This window comes from Paenibacillus sp. VTT E-133280, from assembly GCF_002264385.1.
Lineage (GTDB): Bacteria > Bacillota > Bacilli > Paenibacillales > Paenibacillaceae > Paenibacillus_AQ > Paenibacillus_AQ nitricinens.
The window spans coordinates 34,629-56,182 of the sequence record NZ_NFUX01000033.1; the positions used below are offsets into that span (position 1 = coordinate 34,629).

Below are 21,554 nucleotides of genomic sequence, written 5' to 3' on the forward strand. Positions count from 1 at the left end.
TTAGACACTCACGTCCAAAATCCCTTTAAATCACTATACGATCTATTTTCACTTTTATGTACAGGTAGATAAAGGAGGTTACTCCACGGGCCATAATATGGCTCTAGAATAACCCCCTGTATAGATTAAGTATTGATTGATAATTGCTTATTTACCAGCGGATTCAAGGGCTGATTTAATAGCTTCTACCACTTTTGCAGAAACTTCTTTCTCAGCATCATTATTTCCGAAGGCTGCTGCGCGATATCCATACTTGTGTAAGCTATAACCTGTGGAAGTCGACTCAATCTCGCTCTTCACAGCCAGCTCAGCGTCAGTCAATTGGTTAACCGTTCTTGTGCTTCCATTCTTATCCAGATAGTAAACAAGCATTTTAACAGGAACGCCATGTTCTACATATGTCATAACATTCACAAGCTTATCAGCACTTACACCAATGAAGATTCCATCAAAGTAAGCCGCTTTATTAGCTTCTACAATTTCAGCTTTCCCGTATGCTCTATCCACCGCAGTCTTGAGAGCTACACTACTACTAGTTGCACCTGAAACAGCGTCTACAGCTTGCACAGCTTCTCTAGTACCTGCTGCAAGGAAGCTAGAAGTCAATTGTGGAATTGCTTTTACCACCTCTGGGTAAGCAGCTTTGCCTCTATCCACAAGATTCATTCCTACACGATACAAAGCAATATTTACGATCTTACCGTTACGTAGTGTAACGTCTGCTCTATTTGTTCCTTTATCATAAGCATCACCAAATGCAGTAAACGTTCCGTCTTTATAGGTCCCTTGAACTTTGGATGCGTTAGTCAAAGTATCCGTCAGTGCAGCTTTGGCAGCTGCGGATAGCTCCTCTTGACCTGTGATATCGGACATTTGCACACCTTTTTCAAGTAATCCTGAAGTAAGTGTACCCACCAGTGATTTTTGTTCTGCACTTAGCTTGTCATCAGCGATCAGCTTGCCGTCAGCACTGAACAAGCTTACTTTAATGTTTGTAACTGCATCTGAAGCCATATCAACAAGCAGTAATACTTTAGATTGGTTATCTACACCTGCGAATTTTCCGTCAAAATATCTAACTTCACCAGGAACTTTTAGTGCTTTTTCAAAAGCTCTTTCTACGGCTTGGTTCCAACCGTGACTGCTTTCTGTAGCGCCAGAAATTCCATCAACCTTCTCATCATAGTTAGTGAAGTAAGATCCATTAGCAAGCAACTTAGCTGTCATCGGAGCATTAGCTTTTACAACTTCCGCATAAGCTGTTGCACCTCTGTCAATTAGGTTGTTCCCAAGTCTGAACAGCTTCACATCCACTAGCTTACCGTTGCGGATCACGATGTCAGCTCTTTCAACACCCACACTTCTTGCAGTTCCATAAGAGGAATAGAATCCGTCTACATAAGCAGAAGCATTGTCAATCTTTGCATTCTGCTCAGCATCCCAGAAGGCATTAATCGCAGCCTTAAAGTCGGCTTCGAGTCCTGCAACAGGCTCTGCAGCTGTTCCTTTAGCCAGCAATGCTGGTGTTATAGCTGCAACTGCTGCGGATTGCTCAGCTGTGTAGGCCTTCTCATCCACGAAATCACCGGCACTGTTCAGCGGGTACACCTTAACAGCTGTGAGCTTATTGGATTCGTAGGTTGCAAATACTGCATATTTACCTGTAGGATCTATGCCCATATGAACACCATCAAAGTAAATTGCATCTGTATCTTTCACTGTTAGAGCTCTTTCAAACGCCCTGTCTACAGACAATTTCCATCCATTACTAGAGCGTGTTGCTCCCGAAACAGCGTCTACTGCAGCTGCTCCATCTCTTGTCTTGCCAATCAATTTATTCTCCATCAATCCATAAGCTTGCCATAAAGCGCTATAATTGTTACGAGCATCTCTGTCGATCAGCTTAGGGCTGGTTCTCAGGAGATCGATGCTAGTAATTTTTCCATCTTTAATTTCGATCTTAGCGCCTTCGGTACCTTTGGAGTAAGCATCGCCATACGCTACGTAAACTCCATCTTGATATACATTTTCCTTAACTGTAACCGGAATTGCTGTAGGCACAGGCTTAACAGTCGCTGCTGGAACTACTGTAGCCGCTGGAGCAGCGGTTGCTTTTGGCGTTGTAGCTGGTTTTGTCGTTGCTGCTGGTGCCGCTGTTGCCTTTGGGGTTGCTACTGGTTTTACCGTTGCTTTCGGTGTTTCTACTGGTTTTGCTGTTGGCTTTGGTGTTGCTACTGGTTTTGCTGTTGCTTTTGGTGTTGCTACTGGCTTTGCTGTTGCTGCTGGTTTTGCTGTTGGTTTGACTGCTGGTGCATCCGCTTCTTCAGAAGCTGCGGATACTGCATCCACCTTCAAGTTCAAAGCAGGCACATTAAGTGTGTAAGCAAATGGCGCTAACAATATTGCCGCGCTAACCGTTAAAGAAATTAGTTTTTTCAATAAAATTCTCCTTTACCAAGTCCCCAGTGATATATAGCTTTTCTTAACCAAACTTACCCTTCACAGCGCCCCTTCTCTTCTTATGAAGCATTACATCTCTCTTCATAAGAACCCATCCCCCCTCTCATGCCAATGCGCGACCCATCACTTTCCAAAAAAGAATGCCTTAAATCTATTCATTCCTTCCTTTTAACAATAAACCGCATAAAAGGTGAAATAATTCACATAAGATGATAGAAAAATAATGAATGCGTTTTTTCATCAATTTCTGGTTTGATACTACCAAAGTTTTCCGCCATTCCTCTGTATCTAAAATCACACACCCTATAAGAAATATCACTATTTGCTCAAGATTGTGATTTTTAATAATCTTTTCCAGAAAATATCCCCTCTTCCTCTTCCTTATGTAAATAACGTGATCTCGATTATTGTGTTTTCAAGAATAGATATGCTATTTTAAAACGATCTCTAACATGGGAAGGAGTCAAATCCATTGCACAAACAGCCACCTATTGGAGTTATTCTCGCCCAAATTGGCACACCTACTGCACCTACTGCAAAGGCGGTACGTCCTTATCTGAAACGTTTTTTATCCGACCGCCGAATTATAGATTATTCACCACTGCTCTGGCAGCCTTTGCTGCGAGGCGTTATTCTGCGCTTTCGTCCACGCCGCTCGGCTGAGCTGTACAGACAAATCTGGACAACAGAAGGATCACCTTTACTCTCCCATTCATTAACTCAGCAGTCTGGTTTGCAAGCATTTCTAGGTCCGCATTATCAAGTAGAGCTGGGCTTAGCGTATAGCGAACCCAGTATGGAGCAAGCAATGGACAAATTGGAAGCTGCCGGAGTCACACGGATCATCATTGTGCCGCTATTCCCGCAATATTCGTCCACTACGACGGCATCTGTCTTCGATCAAGCAAGTTTTGCTGCATTAGGACGCCAAAGCTCCACTGGACCGGTTACGAAGCGACTGATTCCAGCGCTCAGATTTATAGATACTTATTACAATGAACCCGGTTATATTTTCGCTATGAAGTCGCATTTACTTCAGCAAATGAAACTTCTCAACTCTGATCCTGATTATTTCGTCCTAACCTTCCACGGCATTCCCAAGCGTTATGCAGATACAGGTGATCCCTATCCAGAGCAATGTATGGAAACTGCGCGTCTTCTCGCTTCAGCTATGAATTGGGAGCCCGAACGCTGGCAGCTTACTTTTCAATCACGCTTCGGACGCGAAGAATGGGTAGGTCCCTCTACAGCTGATGTTTTGGGAAAGCTAGCGGAACGCGGAATTCATAAACCTTTGATATTCTCACCGGGACTTGTAACGGATTGTCTGGAAACGCTGCACGAGCTAGCAATAGAAGGGCGCGAACAATTCGAGGCTGGAGGAGGACATGCTGAAGACTTCACAGCGATCCCCTGCTTGAATAATCATGAGGACTGGCTTCAATTTCTGGCTCAGCATGTTGCACAAAACGCCATAGGCTGGTAACATAAAAAACCGTCTTGTCCGCAAATATTCTTTGCTGCAGACAAAACGGTTTGCTATGCCAGTTCATAAGATCTAAGAATTAAAAAGATCCTTAAGCTGTAAGCTGCTTATATTTAGTAGTCAGTTCATGGAACCATTGCTTGTCCTGTAAGGTCAATGCAAAGTCGATCAGCTCGGCGATCTCACTCGGCTCTAAATCAGCAGAGTCATTAAACGAGACTTCAGCCATTGCCGTAGCTTCTCCGTTCCCATCCTCTGCATAATTATAAGAGAAGCAAATCTTAATATCACTTTCCAGAAATTCATTACGCAGGAAATATAACACCTCACACATTAGCACAGGTCTAACATGATCCTCAAAGACACATTCCATAACCTTTGCCCAATACTGCTGGTTGCTGAGGTGTAGCTTATCATTGGTTAAGAGATATTTCTCACCCTGAAAATCGGTGACAAATCTCAGCTCAAGCGGCTTCATTTTAAAAATACTAGCCATTTGCTTCATGCTAATATTTTGAATGTCTTGCGTTTCTAGTCTGATCATCTCTCATGCACCTCGTCCCTCTTAGTTGGGCTATCTGAAATCTAATGATATCTTTAATTTCGTTATATGCCAATCATGTAAAATTAACTCTATCCATTCACTTTAATTTTTATCTAATTTAACATTATTATCGTCAACTGACTACGCTTTGTTAATATTTTTTCATTAATTCCACAAAAAAATGTTTCAATCTTTGTCCATCTGTTTAATATGTATACTAAAAAAACTTAAATCTCATTATTTTCATAACAAAAAAACTGTTCAGATTGGTCATAAACGACCTCTAAACAGTCTTTTGCCTACTTGTTATTTAGTTAACTCTGCTTAAACAAACAGCGGCACTAGCTGTATTCCGTCTTCCGGTGAAATCCGAACCAGTCCTTTATCTGTAATTCGCAATGTCGGGATAACCGCCAATGCAAGCAGCGATAAAGTCATAAATGCGTAGTTCAAAGTACAGCCAGCATCATATAGCGCTTTGCTGATCGCAGCTGATTTTGCAGCAGCAATTTCGAAGGGTTCCGTGGACATTAGACCTGCAATAGCCAGAGGAAATAATGTCTCTCCACTGGATGTGATCATGCAAACACCACCCTGGGCATCCGCCACCGCATTTGCAGCTTTAGCCATTAACTCATCATCATTGCCGATGACGAGTACATTATGACTATCATGAGCAACCGTCATCGCAATGGCAGCCGGCTCTTTAAATCCAATGCCCTCTACAACGGCCACTGATTTATTGCCTGTACCTTTATGACGTTCAAGCACTGCGATTTTGCACAAACCTTCTATAGCATTTACATCCAGTTGCCCCTCCACTACAGGTATCGAAACCATGCGCTCAATAGTCTCCACATGATTTTCTCTTACCTTAATAACTCTTGTAGTAAGTTCACCTGTTTGAATTGGAGCAGCAATGATGAAATCTTCTGAAGTAGGACGCTGTGGCAAATGAACCGAAGCCAACACTTCCTCCGGATAGGTGAATTCAGCAAGCTCTGCCGTCATTACTCCGTTCTCAGCAACTACTGCACCTGCGGCAATCGTCAGCACTACATTAACATCTGCCAAATTCCCGTCCAGAAGAATGATATCTGCAAAAGAACCCGGAGTAATAGAACCGATATCCCGCGCTAAACCAAAGCGTTCAGCAGTATTAATGGTAGCCATTTGGATAGCTGTTATGGGCTTAACACCTTGAGCAATAGCATCACGCAGAACGAAATTCATATGCCCCTCATCTCGTAAGGATTCAGAACTACGATCATCCGTTACCAGCATCATTCGGCGTGTATCAATGCCGTGTTCTGTATGGGCTGTAATTGTTTTAGCCACATCATGCCAAGCGGAGCCACGGCGCATTTTGGCATACATCCCCAGTCGAACGCGCTCAATCACATCGTCTGCCGTCACACACTCATGATCGCCAGTCACACCTGCCGCCGCATACACGGGCAGTCTCCAGTCGCTGGAAGGCCATGTGAAATGACCGTCTACAAATCTGCCTGCCCGCAGCGTAGCTTGAATTTCTCCAAGCATTTTCTCATCGCCATAAACAACGCCAGGAAAATTCATCACTTCACCCAGCGCAATCACGTCAGGTCCCCAAGTAAAGGCTTCTGCCACTTCTTCTGGTCCAATAGAAGCTCCCGTTGTCTCGAATTCCGCACCTGCCGCAGGCACACAAGAAGCTACCTGCATGTAAGCCGCTAACGGTGTTCCCCGCATCTCATCGAGCATTAATTGAATCCCTTTCAGCCCGAATACATTAGCAATCTCATGAGCATCAAAGAAACCGCCTGTTGTGCCCAGCGGCAGAACCGCGCGTGAGAATTCTGTAACGGTAAGCTGGGTGCTCTCAATATGACAATGGCCATCGAGTAGTCCCGGAGCTATATACTTACCATTCGCCTCAATGACCTGAGTTCCTTCACCAATCATATGTGTCACATCTTTACCAACATAAGCGATACGTCCACCTTGCACACCAACAGACATTCCTTCTAAAATTTCACCAGAGCATACATTGACCAGCTTCCCACCTGTAATTACTAGTGTTGCCGGTTTATCTCCTCTGGCCGTAGCCACAAGCTCAGGTACACAATCTGCTAAAGGCTTTCTTGTAAAAGCTGTCATTTTCATCTCTCCCCCGTTAGTATCCATGTGCGTTCTTGATGTAGTGAATAGATTCATAATAATAGAGGATTGCTTAAGCATCGGCTGTGTTGTTATCATAGTTGGCAAATCTGATATTGTACGAAAAAACGGCTCCGTCATCCCTGTAGATGATAGCCGTTTTCTTAATCCAAAGATTGTCCAACAATCCGGACATGCCCCTGGTATGAACTCACCCGCCAGCATCTATTCCAACGATTATCTTACGTTTTCCTCATATACGTCAAGTGCCGCCTGAACACCAAGACCGCAAGCCACTCCAAATCCATGTCGCAGCAACGCTGCTTCCAAAGCTCCCAGCAAACGCAGCACATTATTTGTACGGCAGCTAAAGCCCATCGTGCCAATGCGCCAGATTTTTCCTTTCAGAGGTCCAAAGGAGCTGGCAATTTCAATGCCGAACCGCTCCAGCAGCAGCGTGCGTACAGATTCCCCCTCTATGCCCTCAGGAATCAGCACACAGGTTACAACGGTAAGTTTGCAAGAAGGCTCCCCGTAAAGTTCAAGCCCTATCGCTGCTAAACCAGCTATAAGTGCTTTTTCATGGAGCTGATGTCTGGCGAATCTGGCATCCAATCCTTCTTCTAGCGCAAGTCGCAAGCCTTCCCGTAGTGCATAGAGCATAGAGGTCATCTCTGTATGATGATTAAGACGTTGCGGGCTCCAATAATCCTGAAGCATGCCTAGATCGAAATAGTTGCTGCGGACAAAAGACCGCTCACCAGCCTGGACATCACTGGTTCTAATCCCACGTTCTACTCGCTTCCGGGTGATGAGCTTAGCTTCAGCGCGGTCATTATACGTTATCGGTGCCATTCCAGAGGGGACGGACAGGCACTTCTGTGTGCCGCCCACGACCGCATCAAGCATCCAAGCATCCGTTTCAACAGGAATGCCCCCAAGAGTTGCAACTGCATCCACTATGAATAGAGCATCCATTCGGCGGCAGGCTCTGCCAATCTCCGCGAGTGGCTGCACCCGTCCTGTAGAGGTCTCACCATGCACCATCGCCACCACATTCGGCTTAAAGGTCTCCATAGCCGCTATCACTTCATCTGGTTCAAACACACTTCCCCATGGTTTTTCCAAAACGAATACCTCAGCTGCACAACGTTCAGCAATCTCATGCAACAAATGTCCAAAACGTCCAAAGATCGGAATCAGCACACGTTCCCCCGGCAGAATCAAACTGACCATCACCGCTTCAATACCAGCGCGAGAGGTCCCATCTATCGGGTAAGCCCATGTATTTCGGGTAGCGAACAGCTCCCGCAGCATCTCCATCGTTTCATTCATCATATGGGTGAACTCGGGATCAAACTGCCCCAGCACGGGAAAAGACATCGCCCGCAGCACACGTGGATCCACCTCCACCGGACCCGGAGTCATAATGCAGCGCAGGGACGGCGACAAATCTTCGTAACGCTTCATGATGATCTCTCCCTTCAAGCATCAACGCCTTCGGCGAACTCTTTTTAATAAGCTAACTCGTATAACATGGCAGTCAGCACCTCAAGCCCAGCAGCGAGCTGTTCAGGAGAGGTATACTCTTCCGGTGAATGGCTGATCCCAGCACGGCTTGGTACAAAAATCATCGCAGTGGGGCAACGCGGCGCAAAGAGCTGGGCATCATGTCCTGCTCCACTGACCATCCTGCGGTAGGTTTTGCCCTGTTCCAGGCAGATATTCTCCAGCGCTGTAGAGAGCTTAGTATCCATAGGTGTAGGGAGTGTATGAAGCACAGGCGTAACCTCCAAGGTTACTCCACGTTTTGCGACGATTTCATGATATTGCGAAAAAAGCCACTCACAGAAACACTCTAGTTCATCCTCTTCACTGTGGCGGATATCTAAGTTAAAAAGAACCTCACCCGGAATCACATTTGGCGTATTCGGATACACCTCAAGCTTGCCTGAGGTTGCTACGAGCGGATCACCTGCCGCTATAGCAGCACCTTCTAGTACATACAGCATTTCTACCGCACTAGTCAGTGCATCGTGCCGCATCAACATCGGCGTTGTTCCCGCATGATTAGCCACACCACTAACCTTAACCGTGTAACGTCTCTGTCCAACAATCCCCAGAACTACGCCTATCAGCGTATCTGTTTTCTCCAGAATAATTCCCTGCTCAATGTGCAGCTCTACAAAAGCGCCAATATTATTTCTGGCTCCAGTCTCATCTGTTACACCTTGCAAAAAGCTAGATTCCGCCATTGCTGCCTGTAACGTTACTCCATCTGCATCCATACAGGTCTCTGCCTCGCTTCCGTCATATCTTTCCGTGACATGACCTGATCCCCAATAAGCAAGGGGAAATCGGCTACCCTCTTCTTCACAAAAAGATACGACCTCAAGCGTACGCTTCGGCTGACCATAATTCATCTGCAAATCTTGAAGCGCAAGCATGGCTGCGGCGATCCCATAAGCTCCATCATATTTGCCGCCATTGACCACGGTATCGATATGTGATCCGGTTAATATGACCTTTTGCTCCGGACTGCGTCCACACAGGCGCCCATAAACATTGCCCACCTTATCGGTGGTAACCTTTAAACCACACTCAGCCATTTTTTGCTGCAAAAAGATCTGCGCCCGCCCCCATTCCTCCGTGTATAGCAATCTAGTAACTCCCGGCCCAGGTGCGGTATATGCCGCCAGCTCCTCCAGGAGCTTGAGCAGCTTCTCGGGCGATGCTTGCACTCTGGAATCATTCATAGGCTGTACTGCTCCTTCCTAATCTGCAGCCACTGTCCACCTTCCTCAGCAAGTACGCCTTCTTCAGAGGTATAGACCACCCGGCCACGGCTTATCGTAGCAGCTACCTTGCAGGATAGAGTTCTTCCGATGTAAGGACTATGCTTGTGACGGTATAACAAATCTTCAGCAGCCAGCGTATAGGTTGTGTTTGGATTCAGCAGTACGAAGTCGGCATCCAGTCCTAGCGCGATAGTGCCTTTAAGATGCTCCATCCCAAAGCGTTTTGCGGGATGCCCGGCGAGCAGGCGAGAGATTAATGTAATTGGCAATCCCCGGACATTTACACCTTCATGGAACATAAGCTCTAAGCTGCTTTGGGCACCTGAGATTCCACCCCAAGCCTCAAAAAAAGACAACTCCGGGTTCATCTTCAAGTCCGTCGGACAGGGTGAATGATCTGAAGCGATTAAGTCGATTTTGCCCTGGGCGAGCATTTCCCATAACTTCTCCTGCTCCAGTACACTTCGCAATGGAGGGGCACATTTCGCCACAGGTCCTAGCTCCTCCATATCCCTTTCTGTGAGCACCAAATAATGTGGACAGGTTTCAGCCGAAACGTCCAGTCCTCGAACCTTGGCTTCATAGATTTTCTCTATGGCGGCTGCAGTGCTGATATGGACAAAATGCACCCGACATCCAGTACGTTCACTGTACAACAGTGCCCTGGACACTGACTCCAGCTCCGCTTCAGCAGGGCGGCAAGCCGCAAAATCACGCGCACTGCTTCTCCCATTTCGCACGGCATCAGCGGTCAGCACTGCCGTGATCGCCTCGCTCTCGGCATGAAGGGCAAGAATCCCGCCCAAAGCAGCAATTCGCTGCATTCCTTGATAGAGCGTATCCTCATCCACTTCACGGAATCTGCCTTCACCCTCCCCTCCGGGATTAGAGAGAAAAGCTTTGAAGCCAGTGACCCCGGCAGCTGCCAATGCTTCCAAATCATCCAGATTTCCCGGAACGAGACCACCCCACAGCACATAATCAACCGCGGAATTACCCGCCGCCGCCTTCACTTTTTGATGGAGTGCCATCTCGTTCACCGTAGGTGGATTGCCGTTAAGCGGCATATCTGCATAGGTTGTGCAGCCGCCAGCTGCCAAAGCGGCAGAACCGCTGCCAAAGCCTTCCCAATGTCCCAGCGCAGGCTCATTAAAGTGCACATGCATATCAATCATACCGGGGAGGACATAGAGCCTATCTGCGTCGATGACATGGGTCAGCGGTCCAGTCGAAAGCTCCTCACCTAATGCGACGATCCGTCCCTCTGATACAGCAATATCCAGCTTAAGCACCTGATCGGGCAGCACTACATTCCCGTTCTTAATCACAAGTTCGTAGGATTCCTTCATGAGCTGCCAACCTCCACTGGTCGTTAAATTTCTCCTAACTTCCCCGATACGTACTGTATCCACCAGGAGCTACTAACAAAGGTACATGGTAGTGCTGCATGGAGCTCTCTATATGAAATCGAATAGGTATCTGTTCTAGAAAAAAAGACATCTCACGTTGAGTGTCTACTGAGCTTTCTGTTACTTCTATGCCAGCTGCTGACACTTTGGCATTGGCTCTACGATAGTAATCGCCGACCATAAACAGCAGCTCGTAACAACCAGCCTCCATCTCGGTTCCCTCCAGCAGCGGAGCATCCAGCCTCCCGTCACTGTTCGTGACTTTTTCACACAGAAGCTTGCTCATCCCATCCGTAAGCTTCCAGAGCTGAAGCGTCAGTCCTGCAGCAGGAATGCCCCGCGACAGATCCAGCACATGGGTGGTAAGCCGCCCGCTCATTACGCTGTCTCTCCGGCCAGATCTGCACGGCTGACAGAAAAGCCCTGAAAACCATAGGGTGGACGAGGTTCGGTGAAGACCCCACCTTTAGTTTCTTCAGGCTCAACAATGGTTTCCCAAGTCCGGTTATTGGACTCAAATGAAACGGTAGCCAGCTGTGGAAAACGGGACAACACGCGCAGTCCAATTTGATAAATCAACGATTGGATTGATGGACTGTTGAGCTCATGAAAAGCACTATGGGCGATATCACGAATCTGCTCCGCAGCCACATATTGACCCTGATCTCCATCCAAAGCGTGCTCCACATTAATGTAGGTCCAGTTAATATTCAGAAAAATATAAAGCGGACGGTCAAAGCTTTCTGGCAATGTCGTATATTCATCTCGGACAAATCCATAAAACGAGCTTCCGCTCACTTTTATCAGCTGTAGATCCTTCAACTGGCATTCATGAGCAACAACCTCAGTCCCACTTTCCCCACGCTTTACTGTCAGCGAAGCCGAATAGGATTCATTATTGGAGTGCCTCAGCACTAAATGACTCTGCCTAAGCCCCTCACCCCCGGGCACCATTACCTGTTCAAAAGGTAACCGGTCTGCGGAAACCGAAACCGCGGTGACATGACTGTATCTATCGATAAAACGGCTGCTCAGAAGCTGCAGTAATCCTTCCGTTGTGCTGCCCGTGTAGTCAGCGGTATTGCGGAGAATGAAATTTCTCATAGAATCAGTAGCTACGACCATTGAATTATCCCCCTCTGAAAATGAAGGAAGAAAGGCTTCACCCGTAACGGCAAATGTAATATTATGCGCGAATATAATGTTGTCGCAGCCCGTAAAGGAAGATTCGGGAACAGGGGTAACGGCCAGCGGTTTGGCATAGGTACGATAGGTTAGAACATCGCTTTTTCCATAAAACATAGTACGTCCGTTCATTGGTTCCAGCATGGCTGACGCCCTCCCCGATTATGATGAATGAATGATTAAATCACTTAGGCGGAATTTCGTAATAAGGCCGATCTCAGAAAAAGCCTGCACCCATTCCTCCTGTGGTGAACGTTCTACCCGTGCTTCCATGGCATTAATGATGGCATCTTTGTTCTTACCACGTACAGCTAGAATAAAAGGGAACTGAAATTTTTCTGTATATTTTCTATTCAGATCATTCAAAAGATCAAACTCTTCCCTTGTTAGCCGATCTAGTCCGGCTCCCTGCTGCTCTGATGCTGACAAAGGTGTAACCTGAAGCCTAGTCGCCAAATCTGGGTGAGCTTTTAATAGTCCCTCCATTCGGCTACGATCAGCACTCAGAACGGTTTGCATCATGGTACTATGCAAATGCTCTATAGAATGGAACGGGATCTGCTTATAAACCTCCTCTGCTACCCACGGTGAATGTTCAAAAATGCCGCCCAGATGCTTCACAAAATCCGTTATCCTCATGGCATTTATCTCTTCCAGCGTATACCTGTATTCAGAAACGACCATCCACTCCACCTCCTATAGCTTTATTGACAGCTCGCAAAATGCCTCCGTATCCTGTACAGCGACAAATGTTACCCGATAAAGCTTCCTCTACTTCAGCCTGAGTAGGATGCGGATTCTCATCCAGCAGGGCAACCACCGAGATGACCATCCCTGGCGTACAATAACCGCATTGGAACCCGCCTTCTTCTAAAAAAGCACGCTGAACGGGATGCAGCCCCGCCTCACTAAGACCCTCAATTGTTGTAATTTCGGCACCTGAGCATTGATAGGCCATCATCAGACATGAATTCACCGGATGTCCATCGACCAGCACCATACAGGCTCCGCAACGGCCAATCTCGCAAGAGCGCTTCGTTCCGGTCAGCTCCAAATCTTCACGTATAACATTTAAGAGCCTACGGGAAGGAGGAATCACGGTGGATATTGCTTTGCCATTGAGGCTGCATTTGAAGGTGAACCTCTCTTCTGTAAAAGCTTCCTCAGACGATGCGGGGTTAGGGTCCTCTTCATTTAGATTTGAAATGGGATTATAGCTCGGCATGGATATTCACCGCCTTTTGTGGAATAAACGGCGTAGATTGCAGCCATTCGGGATCAATGGGCAGCTTAGTTACCCGTTTCCCTACTGCCTGAAATATGGCTGATGCGACTGCCGGAGCTAAATTGACGGAACCCACCTCTCCAATGCCGCGAGGACCATACGTATCATGATCTGGCAAATCCTCTATCGGCTGCACCTGAATGCTTCCGTTCATGTCGGCAATGGTCGGCACCAAATAAGTGTCTAGATTTTTGGTGACATAGCTACCGCCTGACATTACAGCATCCTCTGACAAGGTGAAGCCCACCGCCATACTACTGCCACCTTCGATCTGCCCGAGATACCCTTGCGGATTAGCCACCGGCCCCGCAGCTACCGCATGATATTGGTCCAACACACGGACACGTCCTGTAAGCAGATTAACTTCCACGCGCACTGCGATAGCCGAATAGGTGTATAGGAAATGTGCTCCCACTCTTTTAAAAGTTGTGGTTGGATAAGTAAACTTTGTATTACAGACAATGGGTTCTGAAATTCGCTGTGCCAGGTCCTTGTAAGTCAGAAGCAGACCGCCGTCTTTTAGCCAAATGCCGCCAGGACCGAGCTTCATTTCATAGTCATCCAGCCCCGGCTTTATCGTAGCAGCTGTCTGCAACACTCGAGCCGTGAAGTCTGGACGTAGCCGTTTTAGGGCCATCCACATCATGCTTGTCGAACGTGAAGCTGTACTTGATCCGCTATCGGGCACGACGTCCGTATCGCCAATGACGATACTTAGATCCTCTGCTGCGAAGCCAAACTGTTCAATCAGCATTTGTTCCATGGTCGCGATTAAGCCCTGGCCAAACTCCTCGTAACCAAACACCGCCTCAATCTTGCCCTCTAGCGTCAGAGACAGCCGGCCACCCGCGGGATCCGGAATGCCATAACCAAGTCCTGCACCATGCATAGCGATTGCAGCACCCGTTCCGGTGACGATCCATGGTTCCACAAAGCCTAAGCTGCTGTCTGTAGAAGATACCTTAGTCATTAGAGGCGAGTCCGCCAATGCTTTCCACACCTGAAAGGCTCCATCGGTCTGAGCAACTTCCTGACCCAGGGGCCCCAGATCTCCATATTTACGCAAATTGCGGTGGCGCATTTCCCACGGATCGATCTGCAATCGCTCAGCCAAACGATCGATTTGTCCTTCCAACGCGAAAATCGCCTGATTGCCGCCAAATCCTCGAAATTCACCGGACACACCGTTATTGGTATATACAGCGAAACCTTCCACCTCTATATGATCGATGATGTAAGGGCCCATTACATGTTCTGTCGCGAAGTTGAGCACCTCCGCACCGAGCGTTGCGTAAGCCCCCGTATCCGAAATAATTCTGACCTGATGCGCCTTGATGATTCCTTCGTGATCGCAGCCAGTTTTCATGGTGATTTTCATAGGGTGACGTTTAAGTCCTGCACGGACCGATTCAGCTCTCGAATTATGCAGTCTTACCGGACGGAGTGTCCGCAAGGCGAGCAGCGCACCATACGGTTGTACATTCAGCTCGTCTTTTCCTCCAAAGGACCCGCCGATCGGACTCGAGATGACTCGAATATCTTCTTGAGGAATAGCCAGAATTCTGGATAGCTGCATGCGATCCATTAACCCATGTTGTGTAGCTGAATACACGGTAAGCCGTCCGTTATCTTCGGGGATAAACAATCCGCCCTCAGTCTCCATATAGGTGTGCATTTGGCGAGGTGTGTAGTAGGTCTCCTCCACTACGTGGCAGCAATCCTTAAATACCGCTCCCGGTTCGCCCTTGCAGTATTCCGTATGATGAAGCACGTTTCCCTCGGGATGCAGAAGAACAGCAGCTTTCTTCATGGCTTCTTCCGGATCTTCCAACAGTGGTAGAAGCACATAATCCACTTCGATAAGAGATAAGGCGTATTCCGCAATTCCGTCCGTCTCAGCCGCGACTGCCGCAATCGCATCGCCAGTGTAACGCACACGATCGCTGCAAAATACTGGTTGATGCGGCAAAGCTATGCCAAAGCCGTTAAGTCCGGGCACATCCTCATGAGTAATTACAGCGTGTACACCAGGGACTTCAATGGCCTTCTCAATGCGTATGGACAAAATACGAGCATGTGCCTGCTCACTGCGGAGCACGCGGCCAATCAACATACCTTCCGCCCTCATGTCGGTCAAATACTGCAGCTTGCCGGATACCTTGCCCTCTCCGTCGGGCCGTGTACGCCAGCGGCTCCCGCTGGATTCCTTATTCAGCAGCATTTTCCCTCTCTCCTTTCGTGGGTTATTCACCTCTTAACTCCGTATATTCATAGCCTTCCACAGCTCAGATACAACCAAATTCCCAGCACTCTTTTTCTTGTAAAGTTCTGTTGCAAAGGGATCACTATACGTCTCAAAGCTGTTCTCAACCACTTCATATAGAGAAGCCAACAGCTCCTCTGTATACCCCGCGCCTTCAAGCATAACTTCAGCTCTGGTTAACCGCTGCGGCCGCCCAGAGCCCCCACCTGCTGCGATACGAACCTCGCGGAAACGATGTTCCTCATCGATCGAAGCTGAGATTGCTACCGTTACAAGTGAAGGAGTGAAAGCTTCCCTGCGGCCAACCTTGCGAAAAATTTCAAGTCTATCTGTTAATGGATTCTCTCGGCGAGCAGGTGATATGCGAAGCTCAGCTACTAGATCTGCCGCAGGTTTCATCCCACTCCAGTGATTGTTTAGCCACTCTGTCAAAGGTAGTGTCGTCATAAATTTACCGTCTAAGGAGATCAACTCAGCGTCATATACCAGTAACGCGGGTAGAATATCACCGAAGCCAGAAGCGATATTGCCACCAAGCGTGGCTAGATAACGCACTGATGGAGCCGCTATGCAACGTGCGGCCTCTTGCAGCGCTGGAGCCACTGCCTGCACAAGCTCATTGCTTCGGCACTGTGAAAGCGGGACAAGAGCGCCAAGAGATAAGTGGAACTCCGTCAAAGTGATATCCGCGAGATCTGGGATTTGCCTGAGATCAATCAACTGCTTCGGCATAAGCGCCGTTCCGCTTTCCCACCCTGTTCTCAGCAGTGTCCCTCCTGCGACATATTGGGCACTTTCTCCAAGTGCTGTCTTTCTCTCCCAAGCTTCGTGCAGGCTGCGGGGTTGAATTACATCAGGTAACCTTCCTTCCTCTTCCCGTAAGACCCCCATACACTCCGCCTCCTTTTTGAGTACCAGATTGCTGATGCCTCCTCATGCAGCTTGCCTTAAAACCTTTGTTCCCGAATATAAGGCACTCCGAGCGCCTCCGGTGTGCCGGATGGTTTGTTGCGGTTGCGGTACCCCAGGTACATCAGGACTAGAATGGTCAAAAGGTACGGAATCATTTTGAGAAAATAGGGCGGGACTGCACTGCCCAGCAATTGAATACGGAAGCCAAGCGAATCCAATGCCCCAAAAAAGTAAGCGCAGAACAAGGCACGCAGCGGATTCCATCTGGCAAAAATCACTAGCCCTATCGCAATCCAGCCTCGGCCGGCCGTCAGTCCTTCATTCCAGGTTGGCGCGTAAGCTAATACCATATCCGCTCCGGCCAGACCGATGAGGGCAGCGCCGCTGATCACATAACTGTAGCGGATAAGCTGCACACGGATCCCCATCACATCTGCGGTAGCCGGACTGTCTCCGACTGCCCGCAAATGCAGGCCCCATGAAGTGCGGTGAATTAGTAGATGCAAAACAAGCACTAGCAGCAGGCTGAACCAGGTTAGGTAATCCATATTGCCGAATATTTTTCCAAGGAACGGTACATTTTCCAGCCAAGCCAGATGCAGCTTAGGGGAGGTTCCCGGCAAAGGAATGCCGCTGATCGGTTTGCCTAGATAAGCGCTCAACCCACTGCCGAACAGGGTCATCGCAAGACCGGACATGGTTTGATTCGCCCGCAGAGTCACACAGAGAAAAGAATGCAGCAATCCAAGCACAGCCGTTACAGCTACGGTAGCCAGCAGAGCCAGCAGCAGGTTTCCGGAGCGAATATACACGATACAAGTGGTGACTGCTCCCATCAGCATTAATCCTTCAGCTCCAAGCTGGATAATGCCGGCTCGTTCATTTAGAATGCCTCCCAGCGTAGCCAGCAGCAGTGGGGTCCCTGCGGATATTGCGGCGATTAATAGCTGTGTCGTAAAGTCCATCGGCTACCGTCCTCCTTTCATCTGAACCCCGCTACGGCGAATGCGGAAACGATAGATCATATCACCAGCAATCAGGAAAAACAGGATAGAGCCCTGCAGCATTTCTGATATCGATGAGGGCAGCCCGATAGTTTGAACACTATATCCGCCAACAATTAGGCCACCGAATAGAATAGAAGTAACAATTAGACCGAGTGGATTCAATTTAGCCAACCAAACCACAATAATAGCGGTATACCCATATCCCGGAGAGATGCCCTGCATCAGCTTATGTGTAACACCTGAGACCTCAGCCATTCCAGCGATACCCGCGAGCCCCCCACTAATCAGCATGACGATAATAATATGGCGCTTGATAGGAATCCCGGCGTATCTGGCTGCAACAGGATTGGCCCCAATCAGACGGAGCTCGTAGCCCCACTTGGTAAAACGAATCATGAAGTAATAAATCACAACGGCGATAAGTGCAAATAACAATCCAATATGCAATCTTGTACTTCCGAGAACGGGCAGCGACTGAGCCGCAGTAAACATAGGTGATCCCGGGAAATTAAATCCTTTAGGATCTTTCCAGGGTCCGAATACCACGTAATCGAGCGCCAATAGGGCAACATAATTCAGCATTAATGAAGTGATTAGCTCATTCACTCCAAAATGCGTCCGCGGAATAGCAGTCAGCAGTCCCCAAAGCGCACCCGCGGCAATCCCGAACAGCAGCATTAAGCTCAGGGACCAGAATGTAGGTAAGCCAGGAAAATAAATCGTGACCGCTGTGGCCGCCATAGCCCCAATAGTTAGCTGACCTTCCGCTCCAATATTCCATACGGAAATGCGGTAAGCTACCGCAATCCCAAGCCCACACAGGAGTAAGGGAATCGCCTTAACCATCGTTTCTGTAAGGCCATACGTAGTGCCAAATGCACCACGGAACATTTTCTCGTAGACCAGTACCGGATTCACCCCATTTGCTGCGATAAATAAGGCACACAGCAATAACGCTAGAATAATAGATACAATAGGAGTCCACCAAGGAGAACGGATGCGGCTGGCATCGTATTCCAAACGTAAAGAGAATCGTTTTCCAGAGTGTGAGGGGAGGGGTTCCAATACTGCTGCTGCGGTATTTCTTCCATTCTCCAGGCTCATACGGCGCTCTCCTCTCTATTATGAATACCAGCCATTAGTAGTCCGATGCTCTCTCGATTCGCTTCCTCATGTGTACTCTCACCAATAATTGAGCCGTTATAGATCACTAGAATCCGGTCAGACAACTGAAGCAATTCATCTAAATCCTCCGAAATTAACAGCACGCCACTACCTGAACCACGCAGCTCCATAAGAAGGTCGTGAACACCAGCCGTGGCACCTACATCCAGCCCTTGTGTCGGATGAACAGCGACCATCAGCTTCGGCCGATGGCTGATCTCACGTGCAAACAGCAGCTTCTGCTGATTACCACCTGACAATTGCTGAACTGGTGTATCCAGCTCAGGTGTTTTGACGTTAAAGCGCTGGACCAGCTCCTCTGACCACGAACGGTTCTTCGCAGACTTCAGGAAACCGAATTTGGAGTGCTCCTCTGAGCGGTAAGACTTAAACAAAAGATTATCCACCGATCCGAGGCGTCCAGCTAAACCGCTCTTCATCCGATTCTCCGGCACGTGGGAGATTCCTGAATCAATTGCCCCTCTAACCGAAGCCGATTTCACCGTCTTTCCATCAAACGTGATTTCACCACTTTTCCAGCTCCTAAGACCTGTTAACACTTCGGCCAGTTCCTTTTGCCCATTGCCAGCTACCCCAGCTACGCCTACAATCTCTCCTTTGCATACGTTCAGTGAGAAGTGATCCAATGCTTTTCGCCCGTGATCGGCAAATACGTCCACATCTTTCACTTTTAATAAAGAATCCCCTTCAAAGGCTTCCCGCTCTTGACGGGTGATGGTTATTTCCTTGCCCACCATCAGACGAGCCAGCTCTAACTCATCTGTATCTGCCGTAGTCAGCGTGGTGATCATTTTTCCTTTGCGCATGACGGAAATCCGATCGGAGGACGCCATAACCTCTTTCATTTTATGAGTCGTCATAATGACCGTCTTTCCTGCCTGCTTCATGACCCGCAGTGTTTCAAATAGCTGTTCCACCTCTCCCGGGGTCAGTACAGAGGTTGGTTCATCCAGAATAATAATGTCAGCCCCGCGATACAGCGTCTTAACGATTTCAACACGCTGCTGCTCACCCACGGACAACTGCCAGATCGGGCGATCCACCGGGAAATTCAGTCCAAACCTTTTCGCTAATGCCTCAATCTCCTTGTGTTTGTTCTTCATCCACTTACGGCCGCGCCAGAAAGACGACTTTTCGCCAAGCACGATATTTTCTGCTGCTGTGAGGCTTTGCACCAGCCTAAAGTTCTGAAACACCATACCTACACCTAGCTGCGCAGCATCTTTAGGAGAACGGATCTGAGCACCTTTCCCATGAATGAAGATTTCTCCTTCGTCTGCTCTATACACCCCTGACAGCATGCTCATCACCGTACTTTTACCTGCCCCATTCTCACCAAGCAGCGCATGAATCTCACCCGCATTTGCCGAAAAGTCGACTTGATCACTGGCGGTTACCGAGCCAAATTTTTTCACAATCCCCCGCATTTCAACTGAAGTTCCCCGCATGGCCTGTGCCCCTCCTTCCTTCAAGTTGTAGTACGGGTGGGGAAGTTTCCGCTTAACGGAACCCGCCCCACCCATAAATTGTGCACATTTTATTCAATATTTTTTATTATTATTGTGGGATGGTTCCTTCCACACCTTTTACCAGCCAGTTCATGCCCAGCACTTCCTCCAAGGTCAGCTTCTGACCCTCCTGAACCTTCACATTCCCTTGATTATCTGAGATCGGACCTGTGAAAACCTCAAGCTCACCGCTGATAATTTTGGCTTTGGCGTCTTCGACAAGCTTTTTCACATCCTCTGGAATCTTGTTCCCGAAAGGAGCCAACTCCACCATACCGTCAGCCATATCACCGGAATATTGCTCGCTCTTCCATGTTCCATCTATAACTGCCTGCACAGCTTTTACGTAATAAGGACCCCAGTTCCATACTGGATTCGTTAAATAATTATCCGGGGCGTATTTGCTCATATCCGAGTCATTTCCTCCGGCAAAAGCGCCCCGTTCAGCAGCAGCCTGCAGTGTAGCAGGGGAATCCTGATAAGCCAAAAGCACATCCGCCCCTTTATCCAGCAAACTGATTGCCGCTTGGCGTTCAGTCGTCGGGTCATACCATGTATTCGTCCAAACCACATTCACTTTCACATCCGGATTGACACTTTGTGCGCCAAGGGTATATGCATTCAAGTTATAAATTACTTCACTGATCGGAAAAGCACCGACATAACCCAGCTGATTGTTTTTGGTCATTTTTCCAGCCGCAATACCGCTCAAATAACTGGCTTGATAATTCTTCCCGAAGTAGGTCCCCATGTTCTCTGCGGTTTTATAACCAGAAGCATGCATGAACTTCACATTGGGAAATTTGCCTGCTACATTCAAAGTAAAATCCATATATCCGAAGCTCGTTGTAAACACGATGTCGTGTGATTGCGCAAGCTCTGTAATGATTCGTTCCGCATCGGCACTTTCAGGAACATTTTCTACAAAGTCAGCTTTAATTCCAAGCTCCTTCTCCAGATACAGCCGCCCTTGATCATGTTGATACGTATAGCCGCCATCCCCTGGAGGACCAATATACACAAAAGCAACCGCCGGTTTCTTTGCAGCCGGTTCTGTTGTTGCAGTTGCATCTGTTGCCGCTGTAGTTGTCGCTGGTGCCTCCGTTACATTTGTAGAAGTATTATTGCTGCCACACCCCACCAAAGCCACCGTCATCAGAACTATTAATGCAAGACAAGATGTTATGAACTGACCCCTTTTTATCATAATTCTCCTCCTCCAAATCATCTCTCATCATGGCTGCAACCATTAATGTACTTCTACTATACTTAGAGGTGGTCTTTGCGTAAATTTATATAACATACGTTTGTGTTAGATAATAAGAATTAGAGCTTTTTTTGTGTAGTATGCACTAAATGGTTTTTTAAAGGTG

General features: G+C 47.9%; 17 protein-coding genes. 1 reads left to right on the forward strand and 16 read right to left on the reverse strand.

The features are described 5' to 3' along the window. Nucleotides 1-147: 147 nt before the first annotated feature. Nucleotides 148-2,439, reverse strand: coding sequence for an FMN-binding protein (locus tag CA600_RS15620; RefSeq protein ID WP_094871232.1), 2,292 nt, complete (start codon nucleotides 2,437-2,439; stop codon nucleotides 148-150). Nucleotides 2,440-2,932: 493 nt separating this feature from the next. Here CA600_RS15620 and hemH point away from each other — a divergent pair, with 493 nt between their 5' ends. Further along, complete coding sequence (gene hemH / locus CA600_RS15625) at nucleotides 2,933-3,946, forward strand: ferrochelatase (RefSeq protein ID WP_094871234.1); 1,014 nt, start codon at nucleotides 2,933-2,935, stop codon at nucleotides 3,944-3,946. Nucleotides 3,947-4,037: 91 nt separating this feature from the next. Here the strand turns inward: hemH and CA600_RS15630 are convergent, their stop codons facing one another. The 15 genes from CA600_RS15630 to CA600_RS15700 all read right to left on the reverse strand — a co-directional run bounded on the left by CA600_RS15630 (nucleotide 4,038) and on the right by CA600_RS15700 (nucleotide 21,388). Continuing rightward, nucleotides 4,038-4,490, reverse strand: a complete 453-nt coding sequence (locus CA600_RS15630; protein ID WP_094871236.1) for an IDEAL domain-containing protein — start codon at nucleotides 4,488-4,490, stop codon at nucleotides 4,038-4,040. 324 nt (nucleotides 4,491-4,814) lie between these two features. Continuing rightward, nucleotides 4,815-6,629, reverse strand: a complete 1,815-nt coding sequence (locus CA600_RS15635; protein WP_373455886.1) for an adenine deaminase — start codon at nucleotides 6,627-6,629, stop codon at nucleotides 4,815-4,817. Between the two features lie 237 nt (nucleotides 6,630-6,866). Beyond that, nucleotides 6,867-8,099: a pyridoxal-phosphate-dependent aminotransferase family protein gene (locus tag CA600_RS15640; RefSeq protein ID WP_094871238.1), complete on the reverse strand. Its 1,233-nt coding sequence runs from the start codon at nucleotides 8,097-8,099 to the stop codon at nucleotides 6,867-6,869. 44 nt (nucleotides 8,100-8,143) lie between these two features. Then, nucleotides 8,144-9,385: a Zn-dependent hydrolase gene (locus CA600_RS15645; RefSeq protein ID WP_094871240.1), complete on the reverse strand. Its 1,242-nt coding sequence runs from the start codon at nucleotides 9,383-9,385 to the stop codon at nucleotides 8,144-8,146. Next, nucleotides 9,382-10,776 (reverse strand): allantoinase, encoded by a 1,395-nt coding sequence (locus CA600_RS15650; RefSeq protein ID WP_094871242.1) that lies wholly within the window; start codon nucleotides 10,774-10,776, stop codon nucleotides 9,382-9,384. The genes CA600_RS15645 and CA600_RS15650 overlap by 4 nt, the downstream gene beginning before the upstream one ends. A 34-nt stretch (nucleotides 10,777-10,810) precedes the next feature. Further along, a complete protein-coding gene (uraH, locus tag CA600_RS15655) occupies nucleotides 10,811-11,215 on the reverse strand; it encodes a hydroxyisourate hydrolase (protein ID WP_094871244.1) in 405 nt (134 codons plus the stop codon). After that, nucleotides 11,215-12,165, reverse strand: a complete 951-nt coding sequence (gene pucL, locus CA600_RS15660) for a factor-independent urate hydroxylase (protein WP_094871246.1) — start codon at nucleotides 12,163-12,165, stop codon at nucleotides 11,215-11,217. The genes uraH and pucL overlap by 1 nt, the downstream gene beginning before the upstream one ends. 18 nt (nucleotides 12,166-12,183) lie before the next feature. Beyond that, nucleotides 12,184-12,705: a 2-oxo-4-hydroxy-4-carboxy-5-ureidoimidazoline decarboxylase gene (gene uraD / locus CA600_RS15665; protein WP_094871248.1), complete on the reverse strand. Its 522-nt coding sequence runs from the start codon at nucleotides 12,703-12,705 to the stop codon at nucleotides 12,184-12,186. Next, a complete protein-coding gene (locus CA600_RS15670) occupies nucleotides 12,692-13,246 on the reverse strand; it encodes a (2Fe-2S)-binding protein (protein ID WP_094871249.1) in 555 nt (184 codons plus the stop codon). The genes uraD and CA600_RS15670 overlap by 14 nt, the downstream gene beginning before the upstream one ends. Continuing rightward, nucleotides 13,233-15,527, reverse strand: a complete 2,295-nt coding sequence (gene pucD, locus CA600_RS15675; RefSeq protein ID WP_094871251.1) for a xanthine dehydrogenase subunit D — start codon at nucleotides 15,525-15,527, stop codon at nucleotides 13,233-13,235. The genes CA600_RS15670 and pucD overlap by 14 nt, the downstream gene beginning before the upstream one ends. A gap of 33 nt (nucleotides 15,528-15,560) precedes the next feature. Further along, a complete protein-coding gene (locus CA600_RS15680) occupies nucleotides 15,561-16,460 on the reverse strand; it encodes an FAD binding domain-containing protein (protein WP_094871253.1) in 900 nt (299 codons plus the stop codon). 56 nt (nucleotides 16,461-16,516) lie between these two features. Continuing rightward, nucleotides 16,517-17,446 carry an ABC transporter permease gene (locus CA600_RS15685; protein ID WP_094871255.1) on the reverse strand — a complete coding sequence of 310 codons (930 nt, stop codon included), beginning with the start codon at nucleotides 17,444-17,446 and terminating at the stop codon, nucleotides 16,517-16,519. 3 nt (nucleotides 17,447-17,449) lie between these two features. Further along, the gene (locus CA600_RS15690; protein ID WP_094871257.1) at nucleotides 17,450-18,592 is read right to left on the reverse strand and encodes an ABC transporter permease; all 1,143 of its coding nucleotides are present in this window, start codon (nucleotides 18,590-18,592) and stop codon (nucleotides 17,450-17,452) included. Further along, nucleotides 18,589-20,121 carry an ABC transporter ATP-binding protein gene (locus tag CA600_RS15695; RefSeq protein ID WP_094871259.1) on the reverse strand — a complete coding sequence of 511 codons (1,533 nt, stop codon included), beginning with the start codon at nucleotides 20,119-20,121 and terminating at the stop codon, nucleotides 18,589-18,591. Before CA600_RS15695 ends, CA600_RS15690 begins: the two co-directional genes overlap by 4 nt. Before the next feature lie 109 nt (nucleotides 20,122-20,230). Beyond that, nucleotides 20,231-21,388, reverse strand: coding sequence for a BMP family ABC transporter substrate-binding protein (locus CA600_RS15700; protein WP_094871261.1), 1,158 nt, complete (start codon nucleotides 21,386-21,388; stop codon nucleotides 20,231-20,233). Between the last annotated feature and the right edge of the window lie 166 nt (nucleotides 21,389-21,554).

What these genes read in the sequence shown, in the direction of transcription:
- CA600_RS15630 (WP_094871236.1), bottom strand. Translation starts at nt 4,490, where the DNA reads ATGATCAGACTAGAAACGCAAGACATTCAAAATATTAGCATGAAGCAA.
- CA600_RS15635 (WP_373455886.1), bottom strand. Translation starts at nt 6,629, where the DNA reads ATGACAGCTTTTACAAGAAAGCCTTTAGCAGATTGTGTACCTGAGCTT.
- CA600_RS15640 (WP_094871238.1), bottom strand. Translation starts at nt 8,099, where the DNA reads ATGAAGCGTTACGAAGATTTGTCGCCGTCCCTGCGCTGCATTATGACT.
- CA600_RS15645 (WP_094871240.1), bottom strand. Translation starts at nt 9,385, where the DNA reads ATGAATGATTCCAGAGTGCAAGCATCGCCCGAGAAGCTGCTCAAGCTC.
- CA600_RS15650 (WP_094871242.1), bottom strand. Translation starts at nt 10,776, where the DNA reads ATGAAGGAATCCTACGAACTTGTGATTAAGAACGGGAATGTAGTGCTG.
- uraH (WP_094871244.1), bottom strand. Translation starts at nt 11,215, where the DNA reads ATGAGCGGGCGGCTTACCACCCATGTGCTGGATCTGTCGCGGGGCATT.
- pucL (WP_094871246.1), bottom strand. Translation starts at nt 12,165, where the DNA reads ATGCTGGAACCAATGAACGGACGTACTATGTTTTATGGAAAAAGCGAT.
- uraD (WP_094871248.1), bottom strand. Translation starts at nt 12,705, where the DNA reads ATGGTCGTTTCTGAATACAGGTATACGCTGGAAGAGATAAATGCCATG.
- CA600_RS15670 (WP_094871249.1), bottom strand. Translation starts at nt 13,246, where the DNA reads ATGCCGAGCTATAATCCCATTTCAAATCTAAATGAAGAGGACCCTAAC.
- pucD (WP_094871251.1), bottom strand. Translation starts at nt 15,527, where the DNA reads ATGCTGCTGAATAAGGAATCCAGCGGGAGCCGCTGGCGTACACGGCCC.
- CA600_RS15680 (WP_094871253.1), bottom strand. Translation starts at nt 16,460, where the DNA reads ATGGGGGTCTTACGGGAAGAGGAAGGAAGGTTACCTGATGTAATTCAA.
- CA600_RS15685 (WP_094871255.1), bottom strand. Translation starts at nt 17,446, where the DNA reads ATGGACTTTACGACACAGCTATTAATCGCCGCAATATCCGCAGGGACC.
- CA600_RS15690 (WP_094871257.1), bottom strand. Translation starts at nt 18,592, where the DNA reads ATGAGCCTGGAGAATGGAAGAAATACCGCAGCAGCAGTATTGGAACCC.
- CA600_RS15695 (WP_094871259.1), bottom strand. Translation starts at nt 20,121, where the DNA reads ATGCGGGGAACTTCAGTTGAAATGCGGGGGATTGTGAAAAAATTTGGC.
- CA600_RS15700 (WP_094871261.1), bottom strand. Translation starts at nt 21,388, where the DNA reads ATGATAAAAAGGGGTCAGTTCATAACATCTTGTCTTGCATTAATAGTT.